This is a genomic window from Paracoccus saliphilus (assembly GCF_028553805.1).
Lineage (GTDB): Bacteria > Pseudomonadota > Alphaproteobacteria > Rhodobacterales > Rhodobacteraceae > Paracoccus > Paracoccus saliphilus.
Genome location: NZ_CP067140.1, coordinates 2,281,409 through 2,300,025 on the forward strand (window position 1 = coordinate 2,281,409; position 18,617 = coordinate 2,300,025).

The following is an 18,617-nucleotide window of genomic DNA, read 5'->3' on the forward strand; positions in this document are numbered from 1 at the left end:
CTTTGGTGTCAATCAAGTGCCGTTGCGAGAAAGGCCGAACGCGTCATGATCCTCTCGACGAAATGTGAGAGCTCCGGAAAATCGGCCCTCCAGTCCAAATCCGGATAACGGAAATCGAGATATCCCAGCGCGCATCCAGTGGCGATATCGCCGATGTCATATGTCTTCCCTTGCCGGGCATCATCGCACATGACGGCAAGGGCGTGACGGACCTTGTCCATCTGACCGTGCACCCATTCCGGCCAACGCATCGGCTCAGGCCGCAGCGTCGTCTCGTAGCGCGCGAGCAGCGCGGCTTCCATCAGACCATCGGCCAGCGCCTCGCGACGCAGAGCCCTCCACAGCGCCATTCCCTTAGGATAAAGTGGAGTCGTCTCACCCAGATAGCGGCAGATGACAGAACTGTCGTAAAGCACCTCGCCGCCAGGCAGTCGTAATGCCGGAATCCTGCCCAATGGATTGGCGTTGGTCAGGCCCTCATGCAAAGTAATGGGGCTGGCGAAGACCTCGACCAGTTCCAACTCGTGCCCGACCTCCTGCGCGACGATGCGGACCTTGCGAACGAAGGGCGAGGGTGCAGCAAAATACAGGCAGGGCACCCTCATAGAAACACTCTCGGAAGCAGCATTGATATCGTCGGAATCATCGTCAGCAGCAGCAACGCCGCCACTAGCGCGATGAAAAAGGGCCAGGCATGGCGGACGTAGTCCTCGAGCCGAACCTTGGCGATCGAGATAGTGATGAACATCATCGTCCCAACAGGCGGGGTGAAGCCCGCGATGGTCAGGTTGACCGCCATGACGATACCGAAATGAACCGGATCGATACCTATCTGTGTCGCGACCGGTAGTAGCAGCGGCGTCATCAGGATAATCGCCGACCCTCCCTCGAAGAAGAACCCGATGAACAGCAGCAGGACATTAACAACCAGTAGGAAGATGATGGGATCATGTATCGAGACGAGAAGGAAATCCGAGAAAGCCTGCGGTATACCTTCCCAGGTCAAGTAGGTCGAAAAGGCGTTGGCGGCGCAGATGATGAACATGACGCCTGCGGTTGCCACCACGGATTCCTCGATGATCGCGCCGACATGCCTCCATTTCAGTTCGCGATAAATTACTGCGCCGACAAAAATGGCATAAACGACCGCGACTGCCCCAGCTTCGGTGGGCGTGAAGACCCCGAAGCGTAGCCCCATGATGATGCCGAAAGGCAGGAAAAGAGCCCAAATACTCTTGCCCAGCTGCGTGGCAATCTCGCGCAGGCTTGCCCGGCGCTCGTGTGAAGGGGCATAGCCTCTGCGCCGCGAAATGATCGCCACGGTCACCATCAAGACAACGCAGAGCAACAAACCGGGAAGAAAACCTGCCATGAACATGCTCGCAACCGATACGTCCGCCACGAGTGCGTAGAGGATGAGAATGATGCCAGGCGGAATGATCGGGGTTATGCAGGAGGATGCGGCCGTGACGACCGTCGAGAAGGCCTTATCGTAACCCAGCCGTACCATCTCGGGCACGATCATCTTGGTCTGCATCGCCGCATCGGCATTGGCCGATCCGGATAGTCCTCCCATCATGGCTGACAGTGCTACATTGACCTGCGCCATACCTCCACGCAAATGCCCAAAGAGTAGGCTGGCCAGGTTCATGAGCCGTTGGGTGATGCCAGCGTAGTTGAACACAACCCCGGCGCACGTGAAGAAGGGAATCGCCAGATAGGGAAAACTCTCCATCGAGGCGACCATCGTCTGGATCATGGTTTCTTTTGGCATGAAAGTATTGACCATACCGAAGTAGAAAGCAGTTGCCATCAAAAGCGAGACTGCGATGGGCACCCTCAGAGCAAAGAGCGAAAATAGCAAGATAACGGGCGAAAACGAAAGGAGCGTCATTGGAGTTCCTTCGGATTATGCTTGGACCACATGCGTTTCACAGGGACGATCCTTCGCTCAACTCGGCCGGTTCCTGAGCATTGGCGCCGTAGCGTCCGCCCTTCAGATCCCGAATGAGATGGGCCATCGAATAGATAGCCATCAGGCCGAAGGAGACCATTGGTGCGAGATTGATCCAGAAATAAGGCACCTCCAATACCGGCGTTTTGCGCACGAAGCCACCGGCAGCCAAGGTCCAGGATAGCCAGCAGAACCAGAGGTTGGCTCCGAAAAGGGTGAGGTTCACCAAGATCGAAAGACCACGCTGCAGGCGTGGCGGGAGCAACCCGAAGAAGATGTCGACGGAGATCAGCATCCTGGTTCGGTAAAGCCAGGCGACCGCAGCGAAGACCGACCAGGTAAAACCGATATACGCCAGCTCCTCGGTGAAGAGGAGCCCACCCCTGAAGAAGTATCGGAGGAAGACATTGGCTATGACAACGGCGAGCATGATCAGGAAGAACAGCCCGGCCACATAAAGCTCAGCTTTGTGCGCGATGGTCCGTACGCTCAAGGGACGCGAATAGGTCATCAAATACCGTCCTGGGCTTGTGCCGTTCGTAGGATGCGGGGCGCCTCTTGTTCGGCCACCCCGAATGCTGCTGCTCAACCGATAATCTCGTTGATCTTGTCGTAAAGCCCTGGAGTCCATTCCGGGAAGTGGTCGGGGGTTTCGGCAGCTGCCGCAAAGAAGCTTTCACGGTCGACGTCATTGAAGGTCAGACCCGCCTCTTCCAGCTTGCCGCGATATTCATCCTCGAGGGCGATAATCTGCGGCTGTCGGACAGCGGTGTAACCTCGGCCGACAGTATCGAGTGCCTTCTGCGCTGCCTCGGGAAGGTCGTCATAGACCTTTTGAGACATCAGGATCGATGTTGTCGCAACCAAATGGCCGGTAAGCGAGATATAAGGTTTGGTCTCGAACCATTTGGTCGAATAGATCACTGAAAGCGGGCTTTCGGCACCGTCCGCGACGCCCTGGCTGAGCGCGGTATAGGCTTCCGAAAAGGCGGTATTGGTGATGATTCCGCCCAGAACACGCCCAACCTCGTTCCACATCTTGGTCGGCGCATTGCGGATTTTCAGCCCCTGGGTGTCGGTACGCTTTTCGACTTGACGATTCGACAGAAGGTGACGCGTTCCGAAATAGGTCATGGTCAGGACGCGAATACCTTGAGCCTGAACCTCCTCCTCCCAACCGCGGACAAGGTCCGAATTCCAGAGCGTGCCGATATCTTCAGGTTTCTTCACCAGATAGGGCGCCATCATGGCGGCAAAATCGGGCTTGTAGTTGTAGAGATGGGTCGGGTCGCTGTCTTGCAGGATCGGCGCCCCGCGCGAGACGGCTTCTATCATGTCATTGGTCTTGCCCAGAGTTTCGGTCGGGTAGACCTCGACTTTCAGCGTCCCTTCGGCAGCCTCCTCGATCCGTTTTCCGAAATCCTGCCACATGGGGAAACTCGGGTCCTGATTGCTGACCACGAGATTCATTCGCAGAAGCACCGGCGACTGCGCACGAAGGACAGTCGGCGCGGCAAGACCCGACATCGCCGCGGCCCCACCAAGAGCAAAAGTTTTCAGGAACTGCTTTCTTGTAATGGACATGGATCCTCCTCCCAACGCGCATTTTTGGCGCGGTTTCCCGGCATCAGGGCGAGCCACACCCATCCGGCACTTCGTTTTCCGGCTGCCAATATTTTGACCGCCCGGATCCTCCTTTTAAATATATGATGCATGATGCGTGGCGCGCGTCAAGAGGTTTATATGGCTGGTTTTCAAACCGATTGATGACTCTCAATTGTACAACATGGCTACGGGCACATCTTCTCATGCCACCAGCTCCCGCCGGCGACGAAAAGATCAGTTCAGATGAATGAATTTTGCTTACACGCGTCGTATCATCGGAGAACTGATCCATCCGAGAGCTCGGCCCCGATCTCACGGATGAGGTCTTCGGCCCAGGCGATGTCCTCCTGTATGGCCTTTCGACTGCGCTCCTGATTGCCGGAAGCAAGGGCGTCGAGAAGTTCGTGATGCTTGTGTTCATCGCTGGCGATTTCACGCACAGGCATCCTTATGTGGAACAGTCGCAGGAGCGGGCCAATCAATGTCCACATATTCTCGCAAAGCCCAACCAATAGCGGCATGCCGGACATGCGCAACAGCGCGAAATGAAAATTGCGGTTCAGAATGCTGGCCTTGGCCGGGTCGCGCGCCGCCGCGGCAATGAATCGGGCGTGAATCTCGCGTAGCTCGTCCAACTCCTCGGGCGTGATCCGCGCAGCCGCCTCATAGGCCGCACGCCCCTCGAGCTCTTGGCGAATTGCCTGGATTTCCAGAAGTTGCACGGTGTCAAACCGCGGGACCTGAAAAGAGGTTGCGGCACGCATCTGCAACGCGCGCTCGCTAACAAGCCGGAAAATCGCCTCGCGAACCGGCGTAATAGAGGTGCCATATTCCTCGGCAAGACCGGCAATCGTCAGTCGGTGCCCAGGTTCATACTGACCGTTCATCAGTGCCAGTCGGAGGCTTTCGTAAAGTTGTGCCGACAGGTTCAGACGAACGATTTTCTTATCCATGTCATTCCATCCTTATCCGCGCGGTTTCTCGACAATCTCGATCAATACACCGTGCGGATCCATCATATACAATCCTCGGCGGCCTTTGGCGATGCCTTCAGTGATCGCAACCATCCGGCCCTGTTCGCGCCCACCTCCGGCAAGAATGCGCGCCCGCAGCGCGTCTACGTCGGAGGTCATCAGGCAGACATGTGCCACATTCCCCTGCGATGCGCGAGTGCCGGATGGGCTATCCTTTGGCGCCTTGAGCTCGATGAACTCGAGATGTGTGCCATGGCCGAACAGATGCACCAACCGGGCCTGCGCGCCCTCGACTCCCATGAAACCGCCAAGCCATTCCTGATGGCGCACACCAATAGGCTGAGCCTCGAAACCCAACACATCCTGCCAGAACCGCACCGACGTTTCCATATCCGGAGTGATGAAACCGGTATGGTCGAAACTGATGTCGGGCAGCGCTGGCAGCTCCGCTGCGCAATCCGTTTTCGCTGCATCTGTCATAGAATTAGAACCTCCCTTCGAGAAATGAACGATTGCATGGCCTCCCAGTCGAGCGCCAAGCCCGTGCCCGGTGTCTCGGGCGCGACCAGCATGCCCGCCTCGATGCGGATCGGCTGTGTCAGGAAACTTTCGATGGGATCGGCCCCCAGTTCAGGCAAGATTGCCTCGATACGCGAAACCGCCTGATCGGCAAAGCCAAGATGCTGATGAAGCGAGGCAAAGACATGGGGAATGACCGCCTTGCCATACACACGCGCCAAGGCCAGCCCATCCAGCACATAGCCGATTCCGCCCGAAGCCGCAGCGTCCAGACGCAGGATATCCGCCCCCTCGGCCATGTCGCGCAGCGCCGCAAGATCGATAGCGTCCTCGCCCAGGCAAACCGGCACCTCGGTGTGCCGGCGCAGTTCTGCCGCGATGCGCCAATCCGTTGGTGCCACGGGATCCTCAAGAAACAGTGCGCCGGTTTCTTCGGCCAATCGGCACCAGGGCAATGCGTCCTGCGCCCGCCGCCAAGACCAGTGTGCATCGAGACCAAAGCGCACCCCTTCGGGCAAGGCCGACTTCAGGGCGCGGACCACGTCGCGGTCAAAGGCGAAATCGCTGCCGTCGATCATCAGCTTAATGGTACGAAAGCCGCGCTGCGCCAGGGCCGCGCCCTGTTCCGCCGCGACCTGCGGACTCATGCCGTATCCGATGACGGGCATCAGCTCTATGCGGTCGCGCAGGGTCCCCAGCATGGCGTGCAGCGGCAGCCCCCGGACCTGCGCCTCGGCGTCCCACAGGGCAATATCGCAAAGCGACACACCCCGAACCATGGTCGCGCGTGGCGCGGGCGTGGGTCCAAGGGACTCGTGCCGCAGGCGCGCCTTGTGGGCCAGCGGATGCCCAAGATACCGCCGAGCGGCCTCGACCGCGATCTCGAACAGCGGCATGCCGCGGTCATAACCATAAGCATAGCCCACCGCCCCGCCGTCCAGTTCCAGCCGCAATGCCACATAGGCCCGCTCGCGGATCGGCATCGGGCCCAGCCGGACGGGATGCTCCAGCGGGATGACCAGCCGCAGCACCTCTATCCGGGTGATCGTTTCCGGTGTTTTGGTCAACTCGACGCCCCAAGGTTCTGACTTTCCACCAACAGCGAATTGCTGGTCATGCCGCCGTCGACCATCAGCAACTGACCCGTCACGAAGCTGGCCGCATCCGAGGCGAGAAAGATCGCAGTCCCCGTCAGCTCTTCCGGTTTGGCCCAGCGCGACATGGGGGTGCGGTCGATCACCACCTGCTCGAAGGGCGTGCCAAGCACATGGCGGTTCATCTCGCTCAGGATATAGCCGGGGCCGATCGAGTTGACAGTGATATTATGCGACCCAAGTTCTGCGGCCAGTCCCCGGGTCAGGCCCAGAACCCCATGCTTGGCCGCCACATACGAGATGACGCCCGGCCGCGAGGAAATCGACATAACCGAGCCGGTATTGATGATCCGTCCCCTGCCCTGCGCCTTCATCGGCCGTGCACAGGTCCGCGCCATCGCATAAACGGCATTCAAGTTGATATCGATGACACGGGAAAATTCCTCCATCCCGTGATCTTCGATCGGCGCACGGATCAGGATACCGGCATTGTTCATCAAGATGTCGAGCCGGCCCGAGGCGGCGACAAGACGATCTACTTGCGCGTCAAGCCCGTCGAAATCGGTGACATCGAAGACAGCAGGAACTGCCCGGCCACCCGCCGTCTGAATGGCGTGGCAGGCCTCTTCGGCCGTTTCGCTGCGCAGGTCGTTTATGATGACTTGCGCACCGGCGCGCGCTAGCGCCTGCGCGAAGGCAAAGCCGATGCCGCGACCCGCGCCGGTGATCAGGGCGACGCGGCCCTCGAGCGAGAACTGGTTCAGATCAGGGGTCATGTCACGCAGCCTCGATCCGGCCGATAGCTTCGGCGATGTCGTTCGCCGTGATCTCGCGCGCGAATTTCTTCATATGCGCGGCCGCCGCAGAGAGTTCCGCGATGGTCTGCACTGTCGAGTTCGAAGCCTGATCCGCACCAAGTTCGGAAAGTTTCAGTGGTAATTTCGCCGCGCGATAGAATTCGCGCATATCGGCCATAAATTGCGGATCGCGGTTTTCCAGTTCCAGCTGGACAAGCAGCCCATAGGCCACTTGGTGGCCATGCAGTGCGGTCGCCACTCCGGGTACAGCGGACAATCCGCGCGTCATGCCATGGCTGACCGACAGGCCACCGCTTTCGAATGCCAGGCCACTCATCAGGACCGCAGCCTCGACCAACGCTTCGAAGGCGGCATTGGGTTTACCTTTGGCATGAGCCGCATAGGCGCCGACCAGGTTTTCACGCACAGTCGTGTAGCAGGCGCGCGCCAGCGCCAGCGCGGTCAGCGGCGAGCCAGCGCCAAAGACGTTCTTGCCGCCCGCGCCGATGCATTGCTCGACTTCGAAGACCTTGACCAATGCATCGCCCACACCGGCAGAAAGCAGTTCGATGGGGGCCTTGATGATAATGTCGGTGTCGACCAGCACCAGTTCAGGATTGCCCCGGTTTTCCTCGACCCCGACCAGCTTGTGCTGATCGTCATAGATCACCGCGATATGGCTGGTCGGCGAGTCGTTGGAGGCCACGGTCGGGACCGACACGAAATGTGCGCCGATGTCGCGCGCCACGATTTTGCCGGTATCGATGGTCTTGCCGCCGCCAGCGCTGATGACGATGTCAGTCGGTGCATCGCCGATCCGGGCAACGATGCGGGCGATTTCGTCATAGGTGACTTCACCACCAAAGGGCATCAGGGTCAGAGCGACCCCCTCGGCCTCGGCGCTTTGGCGAACCGTTTCGCCACACATTTTCATCACCCGTTCGTCAGCGATGAAAACCGCCGATTTGCCGATGGCTCCGAGTTCTTTTCCAATGTCGCCCAGCACACCAGGCCCTTGCACATAACGGCGGGGCGCTCCGAATACAATCATCTTGTCCTCCTGTTAAGCTGTGTCGCCGGCCGCTCCGTTAGCAGCAGGACCGAGCACGAAATCAATGAATGGGTCGATCTGTCCGGCGATCATTGCATCGCCCGAAACAGTCTCGGCCCCGCGGATTTCTGCCTCGCGCAGCAGCGCTGTGATCTTCGGCATCATGATTACTTCCGCGACCGTCATGCCGGGCGCGATGGATTCCGCCAGCATGGGGAGCGCGTCGCCCTCATGCATGCCAAGCGAGGTCGCATTGATGGCAATATCGAAGCCTGCGGGATCGGCCGCTCCGATCTCCAACACGATTGAAGTGCTCCGGTTGTCGGCCAGCCTCCGCAGGCGTGCAAGCATAGACTCGGCTCGTGGCTGTGTGCGGTTGGCAACGCGTAATCGCGCGATGCCGGCCTCGATCAGCGCTGCGGCAATGGCCAGCGCCACGCCTCCGGCACCGACAATCAATGCCGAGCGTCCACCGATCGCGACATTATGTGCACGCAACCCACCGACAAAACCGTCCCCGTCCAGGATGCGACCAGTCAGCGTACCGTCGGGTTCACGCCGTATCACGTTGGCGACTTCCAGGGTTTCTGCGACTCCATCCAGCCGATCGCAGAGTCGTGCTGCGTTTTCCTTGTGCGGAATGGTCACTATAGCGCCGGCCAGGCTCTCCGCCTTGCGTAATGCTTCCATGGTGGCAGATAGATCTTCGGACCGCACCTGCCAGGGCACAAGCACCGCATTCACACCGCGTTCGACACAGCGGGGATTGAAGCGCTGCGGGGTCTGAAGATGCGCCGCTGGATAGGCCAAATGCACCAGCACGGCCGTGACTCCATCGATTTGCATACTTCTCTCCCATTACCTTGTCATAAAACATCATGCATGATATTTGATTGTCGTCAAGCGGCGTGATTTCGCAATCATGCGCCCAAAGAGGAAAAAGCACACTGACAATGGTGCTAGCTTTGGATCAGCCACGCAGTTTGCGTATCGAAAATCGCGCCTTGCCTGATCCGGGCCCCGGCGAGCTTCGTGAGCGCATCGGCCAGACACGCTGGCGTGGCAGAGATCATCGTCACCGATGTTGCCCGGGCACCACTGGAACTGGCTGAAAGTTTGGGCGCAAATGGCGCCTATGACAGCAGCCAGTCGGCCGCGTTGGGCGAGCTGACCAATGGGGGCGGCGAGATGGACTTGACGCTGGAATGTTCTGCCCAACCCGCAGCCATTGCCGACGCCATCGCCGCCACCGGCCCATGTGGCACCATCGTTCAGGTCGGCATGCTCGGCACCGAGACCACCGCACCTTTGACCCATGTGGTGACGAAGGAATTGAACTTTCGCGGCACTTTCCGCTTCGACGTGGAGTTCCCACAGGCTGTTCGGCTGATCGCCGAGCGGCACATCGATGTCCGCCCGTTGATCTCCAGACGCTTTCCGCTGGCCGAGGCCGAAGCGGCCTTTGCCATGGCGCAAGATCACGGACGAGCGATGAAGGTGCTATTTGACCTGAACTGAGGACCGCCAATCGCAGGTGTGCTGAACCCCACAGCCATTTCATGAAGAGCGACGACGGTCCCGTGGCTCGGGACCGTCGCCTTCGGCCGATCGGCGATTAAATTGGATCCGGACCGACCGATGCCATCCGAGGCACTGGATCAGAGCAGCGCCTGTGCCACATCACGGATGCCGGGCCCGTCCAGCTTGTAATGCTGGTACAGCCTCATCGGTGGCGAGATGAGTGCATATTCATCCATGATCCCATGCCGCTTGAGCCGGGCCCTTCCAGGGCTCTCCGCCATGATCTCGGCGACGGCCGAGCCTAGCCCACCAAGGATATTATGCTCCTCGACCGTCAGCACGATCCGAGATGTTTGCGCAGCCTCCAGCACGGCCGCCTCGTCCAGTGGCTTGATCGTGTGCATATCGACCAACCCCACCGAATGACCGGCCTCGTTCAGCGCCTCAACCGCCTGTTTCGCTCCATGCACTGCCATGCCACAGGCGATGATGGTGATATCCTTGCCGATGCCATGAACTTTGGCCTTGCCGATTTGGAAAGAGTCGTTGCGATCATAAACGACGGGATCGTGCCCGCGCCCGATGCGAAAATAGATAGGCAACGGATAAGTTGCCGAATGTCGCAACAATTGACGGAATTGGGCGCCATCTGCGGGTGAGATCACAGCAAGATCGGCAATAGCACGCATGGTCGAGATATCCTCGGTCGCGTGATGAGAAGTGCCGTAAAAACCCATCGAGATGCCGGTGTGATGGCCAATCATCCGCACCGGCTGAGCACAATAAGCTACATCCATGCGGATCTGTTCACAGGTTAAGAGCCCAAGAAAGGAAGCAAAGGTCGCGACATAGGGGATCATCCCCGTCGTGGCCATGCCCGCTGCGGCCGAAACCATATTTTGTTCCGAGATCCCGAACTGCACGAAACGATCGGGATGGGCTTCGGCGAATTTGACCAAGCCGTTGGAGTGCTGCAGATCGGCTGTTCCAGCAGCGACGGGATGACCCTCGGCAGCCAGTTCAATAAGCGTGTCTGCGAGAACAGAAAGGCTGGGAGCGCGGGAGTTCAGGTCGCGATACTGCCAGCTTTCAGGGGTCAGATCGGGTTTGGCGTTCATTGCGTGCCTCCGCTGATGCGGGTGTTCAAGATGGTTTGGCGAGCTTTCTCGCTGTCTTCGGGCGAGAGATAGCCAAGATGCCAGCCCGGCTCAGTCTCCATGTAGTCGACGCCACGGCCTTTCACGGTTTTTGCTATCACGCAGCATGGTTTGTCACGGTTCTTATCGGCCTTGACCCTGCGCAGCATCGAGGTCAGGGCGACAACGTCATGACCGTCGACCTCGTGCACCTCCCAACCGAAAGCGCGCCATTTCTCGGCCAATGGTTCGATGGCCATGACATCATCCACTTTGCCGTCCAGTTGGTAGCCGTTCCGGTCGATGATGGCGACTACATTGGACAGCTTGTGGCTTGCGGCCGAGATCGCGGCTTCCCAGACCTGCCCCTCCTGCATTTCACCGTCTCCGAGCATGACGAAGACGGTGAAATCAAGATCGCGCATCCGCCCGCCAAGCGCCATGCCAACGCCGTTCGACAGCGCGTGTCCAATGGAACCCGAGCTGAAATCAACGCCGGGGACTTTGCGCATGTCAGGATGATCCCCCAAAGGGCTGCCAAGACGGGTGTAGCTGTCCAGCCATTCCTCGGGAAAATAACCCTTGTCGGCGAGAATCGGGAAAAGCCCTACAGCTGCGTGCCCCTTACCCATAAGGAAACGATCCCGTAGCGGCCAATTCGGATCATCGCTGATCTTCATGACATCATAATAAAGAGAGGCGAAAATCTCGGCACAGGAAAAGACCGACGAATAATGCCCGACCTTGGCGATCTCGATCAGTCTGATCGTCTCCAGCCGGACGAAGCGAGCTCGATCTTCAAGCCTATCAATCTGCTCCGCTGAAATATCGGTGTTCACCGTCACGCTTATCCTCCCATGATCAGGGTTAGGGCTGCGGGCCGTCGCAGCTATTCCAAGCGATCTTTAGCCTTCCAATATCCTTTCGTCAAGCATCATGCATGATATATGATAATTGCATAGCTGGTAGCCAAACAGTTTTCCCAGAACCCACTTCTGAGGATCCGTAGCGTGACGACCTTGACCACTCTCCTCCAGAACCTGCGTTTGCTATGATGCGCGGCGACTTCGCTCCGCTTGGCGGGGCCCTTCACGACAGAATTCGGACGCTGGTAGCGTCCCCGCCATGACATCGTATCTGGCCGATCGTGTGACGCGTCTGAAAGCACAATCGGGGGTAAAGGACAGTTCTGTGTGCCAGCGGATGAAGAACTGGCCGCCTGACTGCAGCTAAAAATGAACCAACACATGCGACCAATGGGCATCGTTGCATCGGGTGTTGGCAGTTGGCCATAGATTCCGCCTGTCCAGTTGCCGGCGCGGTGCTTGCCGGAAGCGTCTGACTTAGCCTCCGTCTCAAGCATTGGGGAATGGCAAGATTCCGATCAGAAACCCTGCCACGCCAAGGTAAACTGACAAGGATAACGCCGAACTTCCTGCAAATCCCCAACACGGCAAATGCCCGGGCCCGAGGCTCTCTCCGCATGGATACCGAGATCAAGCTTGTGGGCATGTAATCCGCGCGCCCTCACATGAGTTGTTCCACTTCCGGCGCCGGCACGAAACGCCAATTCCTGCGCGGTCCTGCCATGACATTGAGGTAATAGAGTTCGAAGCCATAGGGAGCCCCACAGGGATGATGGCCACGCGGCACCAGCACCACGTCATGGTTCCGCACCGCCATCACCTCGTCAAGACTGCCGTCATCGGTATAGACCCGCTGCACGGCCCAGCCATCCACCGGATTCAGGCGATGGTAATAGGTCTCTTCCAGATAGGTGATGCGCGGAAAATCGTCCTCGTCATGGCGATGGCTGGGATAGCTGGACCAATGCCCGGCTGGCGTGAACACTTCGGTCACCAGCAGGCTGTCGCAGTAATCCTCGGCCTCCATCGCGATATTGTTGATATAGCGGGTATTACCGCCCTTTCCCCGCTCGGTCAGGGAAATGCCATCCGGTCCGATCCGGCGCGCTTCATGCCCCCCCCGTCCGGGGGCCGTGCAGACCGCGATGGTGCAATCACTCTCGGCCACGGCGCGCCACTCCGCACCATTGGGCACATAAAGGCAATGCGGCGGGGTCTTCTCGAACACATCCATCCGCTCGCCCAGCACACCCCAATCCCGGCCCGCGGCATGAAACGCGGCCTTGCCCTCGACCATGACCAGGATGACCTCGTTGCTGCCGGTCGCCTCCTCGGCGCTCTCTCCGGGCCGCAACCGGTAAAGGGAAAATCCCACGTATCGCCAGCCCGCATCCGCTGGCGTGATCTGGTGGGTCTTGCCGTGGCTGCCGAACGGTCTGCGCAGTAGCTGGCTCATCCTCGTCCCTTTCTTCTTCATCCAAATATCCTCGGGGGTGAATTGGCCGCAGGCCAAGAGGGGGCGCGAGCGCCCCCTCGCCCACGGTCACGCAGCGGCATTCCGGTCGAGTCCCGCAGTGACGGCCATCCGGCGCAGTGCATCATACCCCATGCGCTGGTAATGCAGGGGCTCGCGGATGGCGCTGTCCTGCTCGGCCTCGATCACCAGCCAGCCCTGATAACCATGCTCGGCGGCAATCTTCAGCGCCGGCTCGAAGGCGACACAACCCTCGGGATCGCCCGGCACAGTGAAGGCGCCCCGCTTCACTCCCTCGATAAAGCTCAGCCCCTCGGCGCGCACCTGCTCCATGACGGGTCGGCGGATATTCTTGCAATGGATATGCCCCACCCGGTCCATATGCTTCCGCGCCACCTCCGCCGGATCCGCGCCGCCGAACAGGCAATGCCCGGTATCCAGCAACAGCTTCACCTCGGGCCCTGCCGCCGCCATGAAACGGTCGATATCAGCAGAGCTTTCCACACAGGTCCCCATGTGGTGATGATAGCAGAAACGCATCCCCTGCGCGCTCGCGTGATCGGCCAGCGCATTGATCCCGGCCATGAAGCGTTCCCATTCACCATCCGACAGGACGGGGCGGTCATTCACTGGCACATCCGGGCGGCCATGCACGGTGTTCGAGCATTCGCAGACGATCAGAACATCCGTGCCCGCCGCTTTCGACATGGCGATATGCGCATCCATCGCGGCCTTCTCGGATTCCAGCGTCGAACCATCGGCAAGAATATTGGTCGAATGCCAGCCGCCGATAAAGCGCAGTCCGTAAGCGCCCAGGGCCAATTTCAACGCCGCACCCTCCGAGGGCATCTTGTGGCCCTTCTCGATTCCGTCGAAACCGATCTCGCGGCAATCGGACAGGCAGTCATCCAGGCTCAGATGATCGCCGATCGAGTGGTCGTCGTCATTCGACCAGGCAATCGGATTGGTGCCATAGAAAATCATCGCGTTTCCCTCAATTCGCAAGGCTCTGCCGTGCGGCATGGCCCAGATATTCGGCATAGGCCCGTTTCAGCTTCTCGCTGCCGGCCACCTCCGGCACGGCGACATCCCACCAATGGCCCGCCGCTTCCAGACCGTCGCCCGGCCCCGGCGCAGCGGTGGTGTCGATCACGATCACGGTCGGGATGTCGCGGGTTCGCGCCGCCGCGATCTGCGCCTCCAGATCGGGGATGCCCGTTGCCTTCACCGCATGAGCGCCCATGCTGGCGGCATGTGCAACAAAGTCGATCTGCGGCTGCGCCTCGACATTGCAGTGCTTGTAGAGATTGTTGAACTCTTCCCCGCCGCAGCCCTGTTGCAGCCGGTTGATACAGCCATAACCGCGATTGTCGGTCAGGATCACGGTAAAGGGGATGCGCCGCATCACCGCCGTCGCCAGTTCGGAATTCGCCATCATGTAACTGCCATCGCCCACGAAGCACAGAACCTCGCGGTCCGGCTGCGCCAGCTTCAGCCCCATCGCGCCCGCGATCTCGTAGCCCATGCAGCTATAGCCATATTCCATGTGATAGCCGCCCTGTGCGGCCTGCCAGAGCAGCTTCAAGGCGCCCGGCATCGTTCCGGCGGCACACATGGCGATACTGTCCGTGGTCGAGGCGCGCTGCACTGCCCCGATCACCTGCGCATCCGTCGGCAACTCGTTCCCCCCGGCAGGCGCGGCGCAATGTGCGTCCACCGCCGCCAGCCAGTCTGCGCGCGCCCTCGGATCGGCAGTATCGGCGCGGTAGTCGCCAAGCGCGTTGACCAGTGCCCTCAAAGCGGCCATCGCGTCAGCCACCAGCGACACTCCGCCATGCTTGGACGCGTCATAGGGCTGCACATTGATGCTTGCCAGCTTAGCCCCACCGAACAACGTCCGGGAGCCAGTGGTGAAATCCTGCAGCCGGGTCCCTATCCCGATCACCAGATCGGCCTTCGCAGCCAGCCGGTTCGCTGCCGCCGAGCCATCAACCCCCGCCGCGCCATAGTTCATCGGATGATCCTGCGGCAAGGCGGACTTTCCGGCCTGTGTCTCGATCACGGGTATGTTGAATCGGGTGGCGAACTTCGCCAGCGAATGTTCGGCCTGCGAATAGATCACCCCGCCGCCGCAGACGATCACCGGGGCTTTCGCCGCCCGGATCATCTCCGCAACCTCCTCCAACTCGCGCATATCCGGCTCGGGCCGACGGATATGCCAGACGCGCGGCGCAAAGAACGCTTCGGGCCAGTCATAGGCCTCGGTCTGCACATCCTGGCAGAAGGACAAGCAGACCGGCCCGCAATTGACCGGGTCGGTCATTGCGCGCAGCGCGCGCGGCAACGCGGTCAGCAGATGCTCGGGCCGGGTGATGCGGTCGAAATAACGCACCACCGGCCGGAAACAATCATTCGCAGAAACAGTGCCGTCTTCGAAATCCTCGACCTGCTGCAGGACCGGATCCGGCCTGCGGTTCGCAAAGACATCTCCTGCAATGAACAGCACCGGCAGCCGGTTCACATGCGCCAGCGCCGCCGCAGTCACCATATTCGTCGCCCCCGGCCCGATGGAGCTTGTAACCGCCATCGCCCGCCTGCGCGCACACCCCTTCGCATAGGCAATCGCGGCATGGGCCATTGTCTGCTCATTCTGCCCGCGCCATGTCGGCAGGTCATCGCCGATCCCGTGCAGGGCCTCGCCGATACCGGCCACATTGCCATGCCCGAAAATCGCCCAGACCCCTTCGATGAAGCGCTCACCCTCCCCGGTCATCTGCACCGAAAGCCAACGCGTCATGGCCTGAGCCGCTGTCAGCCGAACCGTTTCCCCCATCTCAAGCCCCTTCTTCTTCATTCAAATATCCCGGGGTGAATTGGCCGCAGGCCAAGAGGGGCAGCGCCCCCGCCTTTCTCTGCCAACCTCACGCTGTCGCCCGAATACGCGCCTTATCCCAGATCCCGCAAAGTCGCCCGTAACGCTCAGCCATCCGCGCCACGGCATCCTCGTCGCCGATCCGTCCGGCCAGCCAGTCCCGCGCCACCTCGCCGAAGATCGTCCGGCCCACGGCGAAGCCCCGCACCAGATCGAACCCGGCGGCGACTTCAAAGCTGGCCGCCAATTCGGCCTCCGGCGCGTCCAGTCCCAGCACCACGATGCCGCGCGTATGCCGGTCATGCTCCTCGATCGCAGAGATGGCATTGCTCCAGGCTGCGCGGGTCTTCAAGGGTTCCAACTTCCACCAGTCGGGATAGATGCCAGCCGCGTAAAACTGCCGGATCAGAATAGCCGTGGTCTGGTCATCCACCGGACCGACTTTCGACGGGATGATCTCCAGCAGAAATTCCAGCCCGTCCCTCCGTGCCGCCGTGAACAGACGCTTGACCGTGGCCTCCTGATCCGCGCGGGTGGCCGCATCGTCATCGGGATGGCAGAAGCACAATACCTTGACCACGTTCTCGCGCGCCCATTCCTGCAAGCCGCCGCAATCCGGCCCCAGTTCCGGCTCCAGCTCCAGCGGGCGCGAGCCCGGCCATTCGCAGGGCCGCCCTATCCACAGCCCCGTGCCAGAGGCCGCATGCAGCGCCCGTTTCCCGATGCGATTGTCGCAGAGAATGCCATAACCCGGCCGCCCGTCCGCGACCCGCAGCGCCGCCTTCAGGCACAATTCCTTGAAGGCCCCGCCCTTCTCGGGGGTATAGCCCTCCATGTCCTCAAGCTGAATGCGGTGATCGAAGGCGAATACTCGCATGCTGGACCAGTCGCCATGCCGGTTCGTGGCCCAGTGGATCTGCTCCAGCTCGGCGTCATTGCGCAAATCGGGGCGGATCACCCCGCGCTTGAGGAAGAATTCCAGTTCGGTCAGAGAGGGATAGGCCGGCGTGCAGCCATGGCGGCTGACCGCGAAGGCGCCGCAGGCATTGGCGTATTTCAGCGCCGTGGGCCAGTTCTCACCATCCAGCCAGCCCTTCAGCAGGCCCGAGAAGAACCCGTCCCCCGCACCCAGCACGTTGAACACCTCGATCGGGAAGCCCGGCCCGGTCTCGCCGTCATCGAGACTGTCGGGGATCGCGCCTTCGAAAGCCACCGCCCCCGCCGCCCCGCGCTTGCAGACCAACGTGGCATCCGAGACTGCCCGCACCGCGCGCAAGGCCGCCACCGTATCGGTCGTGCCGCCCGCGATGTGGAACTCTTCCTCGGTGCCCACGATCAGGTCAAAATAATGCAGTGTCGCTTGCAGCTTGGCCGTCACCTTGGCGCTTTCGACAAAGCGGCTTTCGCCCTCGCCATGCCCGGCCACGCCCCAGAGATTCGGGCGGTAATCGATATCCAGCGCCGTCTTCGCCCCGTGCTGCCGCGCCAGTTCCAGCGCCTTGAGCACTGCGCCCTCGGTGCGCTTATGGCTCAGATGCGTCCCCGTCGCCAAAACCGAGCGCGCCTCGGCGATGAAATCCTCGTCGATATCGTCCTCGCTCAGTGCCATGTCGGCGCAGTTCTCGCGGTAGAAGATCAGCGGGAAACTGTCCTCGTCGCGGATGCCCAGCAGCACCAGCGCCGTCAGCCGCTCGGGATCGGTCGCGACGCCGCGATCATCGACACCCTCACGGACAAGCTGCTCGCGGATAAACCGCCCCATATGCTCATCACCGACCTTGGTGATCACCGCCGATTTCAACCCGAGCCGCGCCGTCCCGCAGGCGATATTGGTCGGAGAGCCGCCGATATATTTGGCGAAACTCCCCATATCCTCCAGCCGCCCGCCAACCTGCTGGCCATAAAGGTCAACCGAACTTCGGCCGATCGTGATCACGTCAAGCGTTTTCATGCCGCCCCCTCTTCAGCCAAAGCGGTCAAGATGAAATCCATGCTCTGACGCAGCGCCGTCTCGGGATCGGCAGCGTTGTGAACCTCTTCCGCGAAGGGTTCGAAGGAATATGGGCCGCCATACCCGCCCGCCAGAAGCGCCCTGATCTGCGCGATATTCCCCAGTCTGTCGCCAGCATCCACCAAAACGCGATGCGCATCCAGCATAGCGTCCACCTCCACGCCCGGATCGGTCACACCCGAAATATGAACGAGGCCGGTACGGTTCGGGAAAACCTCGGCCTCGCCGGCAAGGTGGTGGTGAAACGTGTCATGCATCAACGCATAGGTGCCGTCTGCGCCAGCCTCGGTGATGGCGGAGATGGCTTCGGCCTTGTTGCGCATTGAGCTGATCGGAAACCCCAGAGGCTCGACCAGACCGGTCAGGCCCCGCTCATGCAGGATGTCTTTCATGGCGTCCAGCGCCCTCACCACCTCGGAATGCGGCACCTTGGTCCCATCGTTCAGCGGGCACATGACCAGCGCCCGGGCCCCACATTCCGCCGCATAGTCGGCCATTCTCTGCGCACGGTCGGGAAGATCCTCCGCCCACAAGTTGAACGGATACAACGCATTGATCGACAGGATGGTGATACCTTGGGCAATGGCCTCGGCACGGACATCGGCAGGTGTCATCGTTCCCAGGACATCCGGTATATCGTTGCGGATTTCTACCTCTGTGACGCCGAGCCCGCGGCACATGGCAAAAAATTCGGCCAATGGCAATTTCGGTGCCGAAATATGGTTGATCGCGAAACGCATGAG

At 60.4% G+C, this 18,617-nt stretch carries 18 protein-coding genes; 1 reads left to right on the plus strand and 17 read right to left on the minus strand.

Going from position 1 to position 18,617, the window contains the following annotated elements:
- Positions 1-8: 8 nt before the first annotated feature.
- The 10 genes from JHX88_RS10965 to JHX88_RS11010 form a co-directional block, all read right to left on the minus strand.
- Positions 9-605 carry a glutathione S-transferase family protein gene (locus JHX88_RS10965; RefSeq protein ID WP_076523863.1) on the minus strand — a complete coding sequence of 199 codons (597 nt, stop codon included), beginning with the start codon at positions 603-605 and terminating at the stop codon, positions 9-11.
- Positions 602-1,894 carry a TRAP transporter large permease gene (locus JHX88_RS10970; protein WP_076523861.1) on the minus strand — a complete coding sequence of 431 codons (1,293 nt, stop codon included), beginning with the start codon at positions 1,892-1,894 and terminating at the stop codon, positions 602-604. Before JHX88_RS10970 ends, JHX88_RS10965 begins: the two co-directional genes overlap by 4 nt.
- Positions 1,895-1,931: 37 nt before the next feature.
- Positions 1,932-2,465 (minus strand): TRAP transporter small permease, encoded by a 534-nt coding sequence (locus JHX88_RS10975; protein ID WP_076523859.1) that lies wholly within the window; start codon positions 2,463-2,465, stop codon positions 1,932-1,934.
- Positions 2,466-2,539: 74 nt separating this feature from the next.
- A complete protein-coding gene (gene dctP, locus JHX88_RS10980; protein ID WP_176011405.1) occupies positions 2,540-3,538 on the minus strand; it encodes a TRAP transporter substrate-binding protein DctP in 999 nt (332 codons plus the stop codon).
- 293 nt (positions 3,539-3,831) lie between these two features.
- Positions 3,832-4,512, minus strand: a complete 681-nt coding sequence (locus JHX88_RS10985; RefSeq protein ID WP_076523856.1) for a GntR family transcriptional regulator — start codon at positions 4,510-4,512, stop codon at positions 3,832-3,834.
- Positions 4,513-4,524: 12 nt separating this feature from the next.
- Entirely contained in the window at positions 4,525-5,013 is a 489-nt protein-coding gene (locus JHX88_RS10990) for a VOC family protein (protein WP_076523854.1), read from the minus strand.
- Complete coding sequence (locus tag JHX88_RS10995) at positions 5,010-6,119, minus strand: mandelate racemase/muconate lactonizing enzyme family protein (RefSeq protein ID WP_076523852.1); 1,110 nt, start codon at positions 6,117-6,119, stop codon at positions 5,010-5,012. The genes JHX88_RS10990 and JHX88_RS10995 overlap by 4 nt, the downstream gene beginning before the upstream one ends.
- The gene (locus JHX88_RS11000; RefSeq protein WP_076523850.1) at positions 6,116-6,922 is read right to left on the minus strand and encodes an SDR family NAD(P)-dependent oxidoreductase; all 807 of its coding nucleotides are present in this window, start codon (positions 6,920-6,922) and stop codon (positions 6,116-6,118) included. Before JHX88_RS11000 ends, JHX88_RS10995 begins: the two co-directional genes overlap by 4 nt.
- A gap of 1 nt (position 6,923) precedes the next feature.
- Positions 6,924-7,994 (minus strand): glycerol dehydrogenase, encoded by a 1,071-nt coding sequence (locus tag JHX88_RS11005; RefSeq protein ID WP_076523849.1) that lies wholly within the window; start codon positions 7,992-7,994, stop codon positions 6,924-6,926.
- 12 nt (positions 7,995-8,006) lie between these two features.
- A complete protein-coding gene (locus JHX88_RS11010) occupies positions 8,007-8,840 on the minus strand; it encodes a shikimate dehydrogenase family protein (protein WP_076523847.1) in 834 nt (277 codons plus the stop codon).
- A 186-nt stretch (positions 8,841-9,026) separates the two neighbouring features.
- Between JHX88_RS11010 and JHX88_RS11015 the strand changes: the two genes are divergently transcribed.
- Entirely contained in the window at positions 9,027-9,512 is a 486-nt protein-coding gene (locus tag JHX88_RS11015; RefSeq protein WP_076523846.1) for a zinc-binding dehydrogenase, read from the plus strand.
- A 140-nt stretch (positions 9,513-9,652) separates the two neighbouring features.
- Here the strand turns inward: JHX88_RS11015 and JHX88_RS11020 are convergent, their stop codons facing one another.
- The 7 genes from JHX88_RS11020 to JHX88_RS11050 form a co-directional block, all read right to left on the minus strand.
- On the minus strand, positions 9,653-10,633 hold the full coding sequence (locus tag JHX88_RS11020; protein ID WP_076523844.1) for a transketolase family protein: 981 nt from the start codon (positions 10,631-10,633) through the stop codon (positions 9,653-9,655).
- Positions 10,630-11,496: a transketolase gene (locus JHX88_RS11025; protein ID WP_176011403.1), complete on the minus strand. Its 867-nt coding sequence runs from the start codon at positions 11,494-11,496 to the stop codon at positions 10,630-10,632. The genes JHX88_RS11020 and JHX88_RS11025 overlap by 4 nt, the downstream gene beginning before the upstream one ends.
- Positions 11,497-12,178: 682 nt before the next feature.
- Entirely contained in the window at positions 12,179-12,973 is a 795-nt protein-coding gene (gene iolB, locus JHX88_RS11030) for a 5-deoxy-glucuronate isomerase (RefSeq protein WP_076524489.1), read from the minus strand.
- A gap of 87 nt (positions 12,974-13,060) precedes the next feature.
- Entirely contained in the window at positions 13,061-13,975 is a 915-nt protein-coding gene (gene iolE / locus JHX88_RS11035; protein ID WP_272847996.1) for a myo-inosose-2 dehydratase, read from the minus strand.
- A 10-nt stretch (positions 13,976-13,985) separates the two neighbouring features.
- Complete coding sequence (gene iolD, locus JHX88_RS11040; RefSeq protein WP_272848267.1) at positions 13,986-15,824, minus strand: 3D-(3,5/4)-trihydroxycyclohexane-1,2-dione acylhydrolase (decyclizing); 1,839 nt, start codon at positions 15,822-15,824, stop codon at positions 13,986-13,988.
- Between the two features lie 88 nt (positions 15,825-15,912).
- Entirely contained in the window at positions 15,913-17,814 is a 1,902-nt protein-coding gene (locus JHX88_RS11045; protein WP_076527093.1) for a bifunctional 5-dehydro-2-deoxygluconokinase/5-dehydro-2-deoxyphosphogluconate aldolase, read from the minus strand.
- Complete coding sequence (locus JHX88_RS11050; protein ID WP_076527092.1) at positions 17,811-18,614, minus strand: TIM barrel protein; 804 nt, start codon at positions 18,612-18,614, stop codon at positions 17,811-17,813. The genes JHX88_RS11045 and JHX88_RS11050 overlap by 4 nt, the downstream gene beginning before the upstream one ends.
- Between the last annotated feature and the right edge of the window lie 3 nt (positions 18,615-18,617).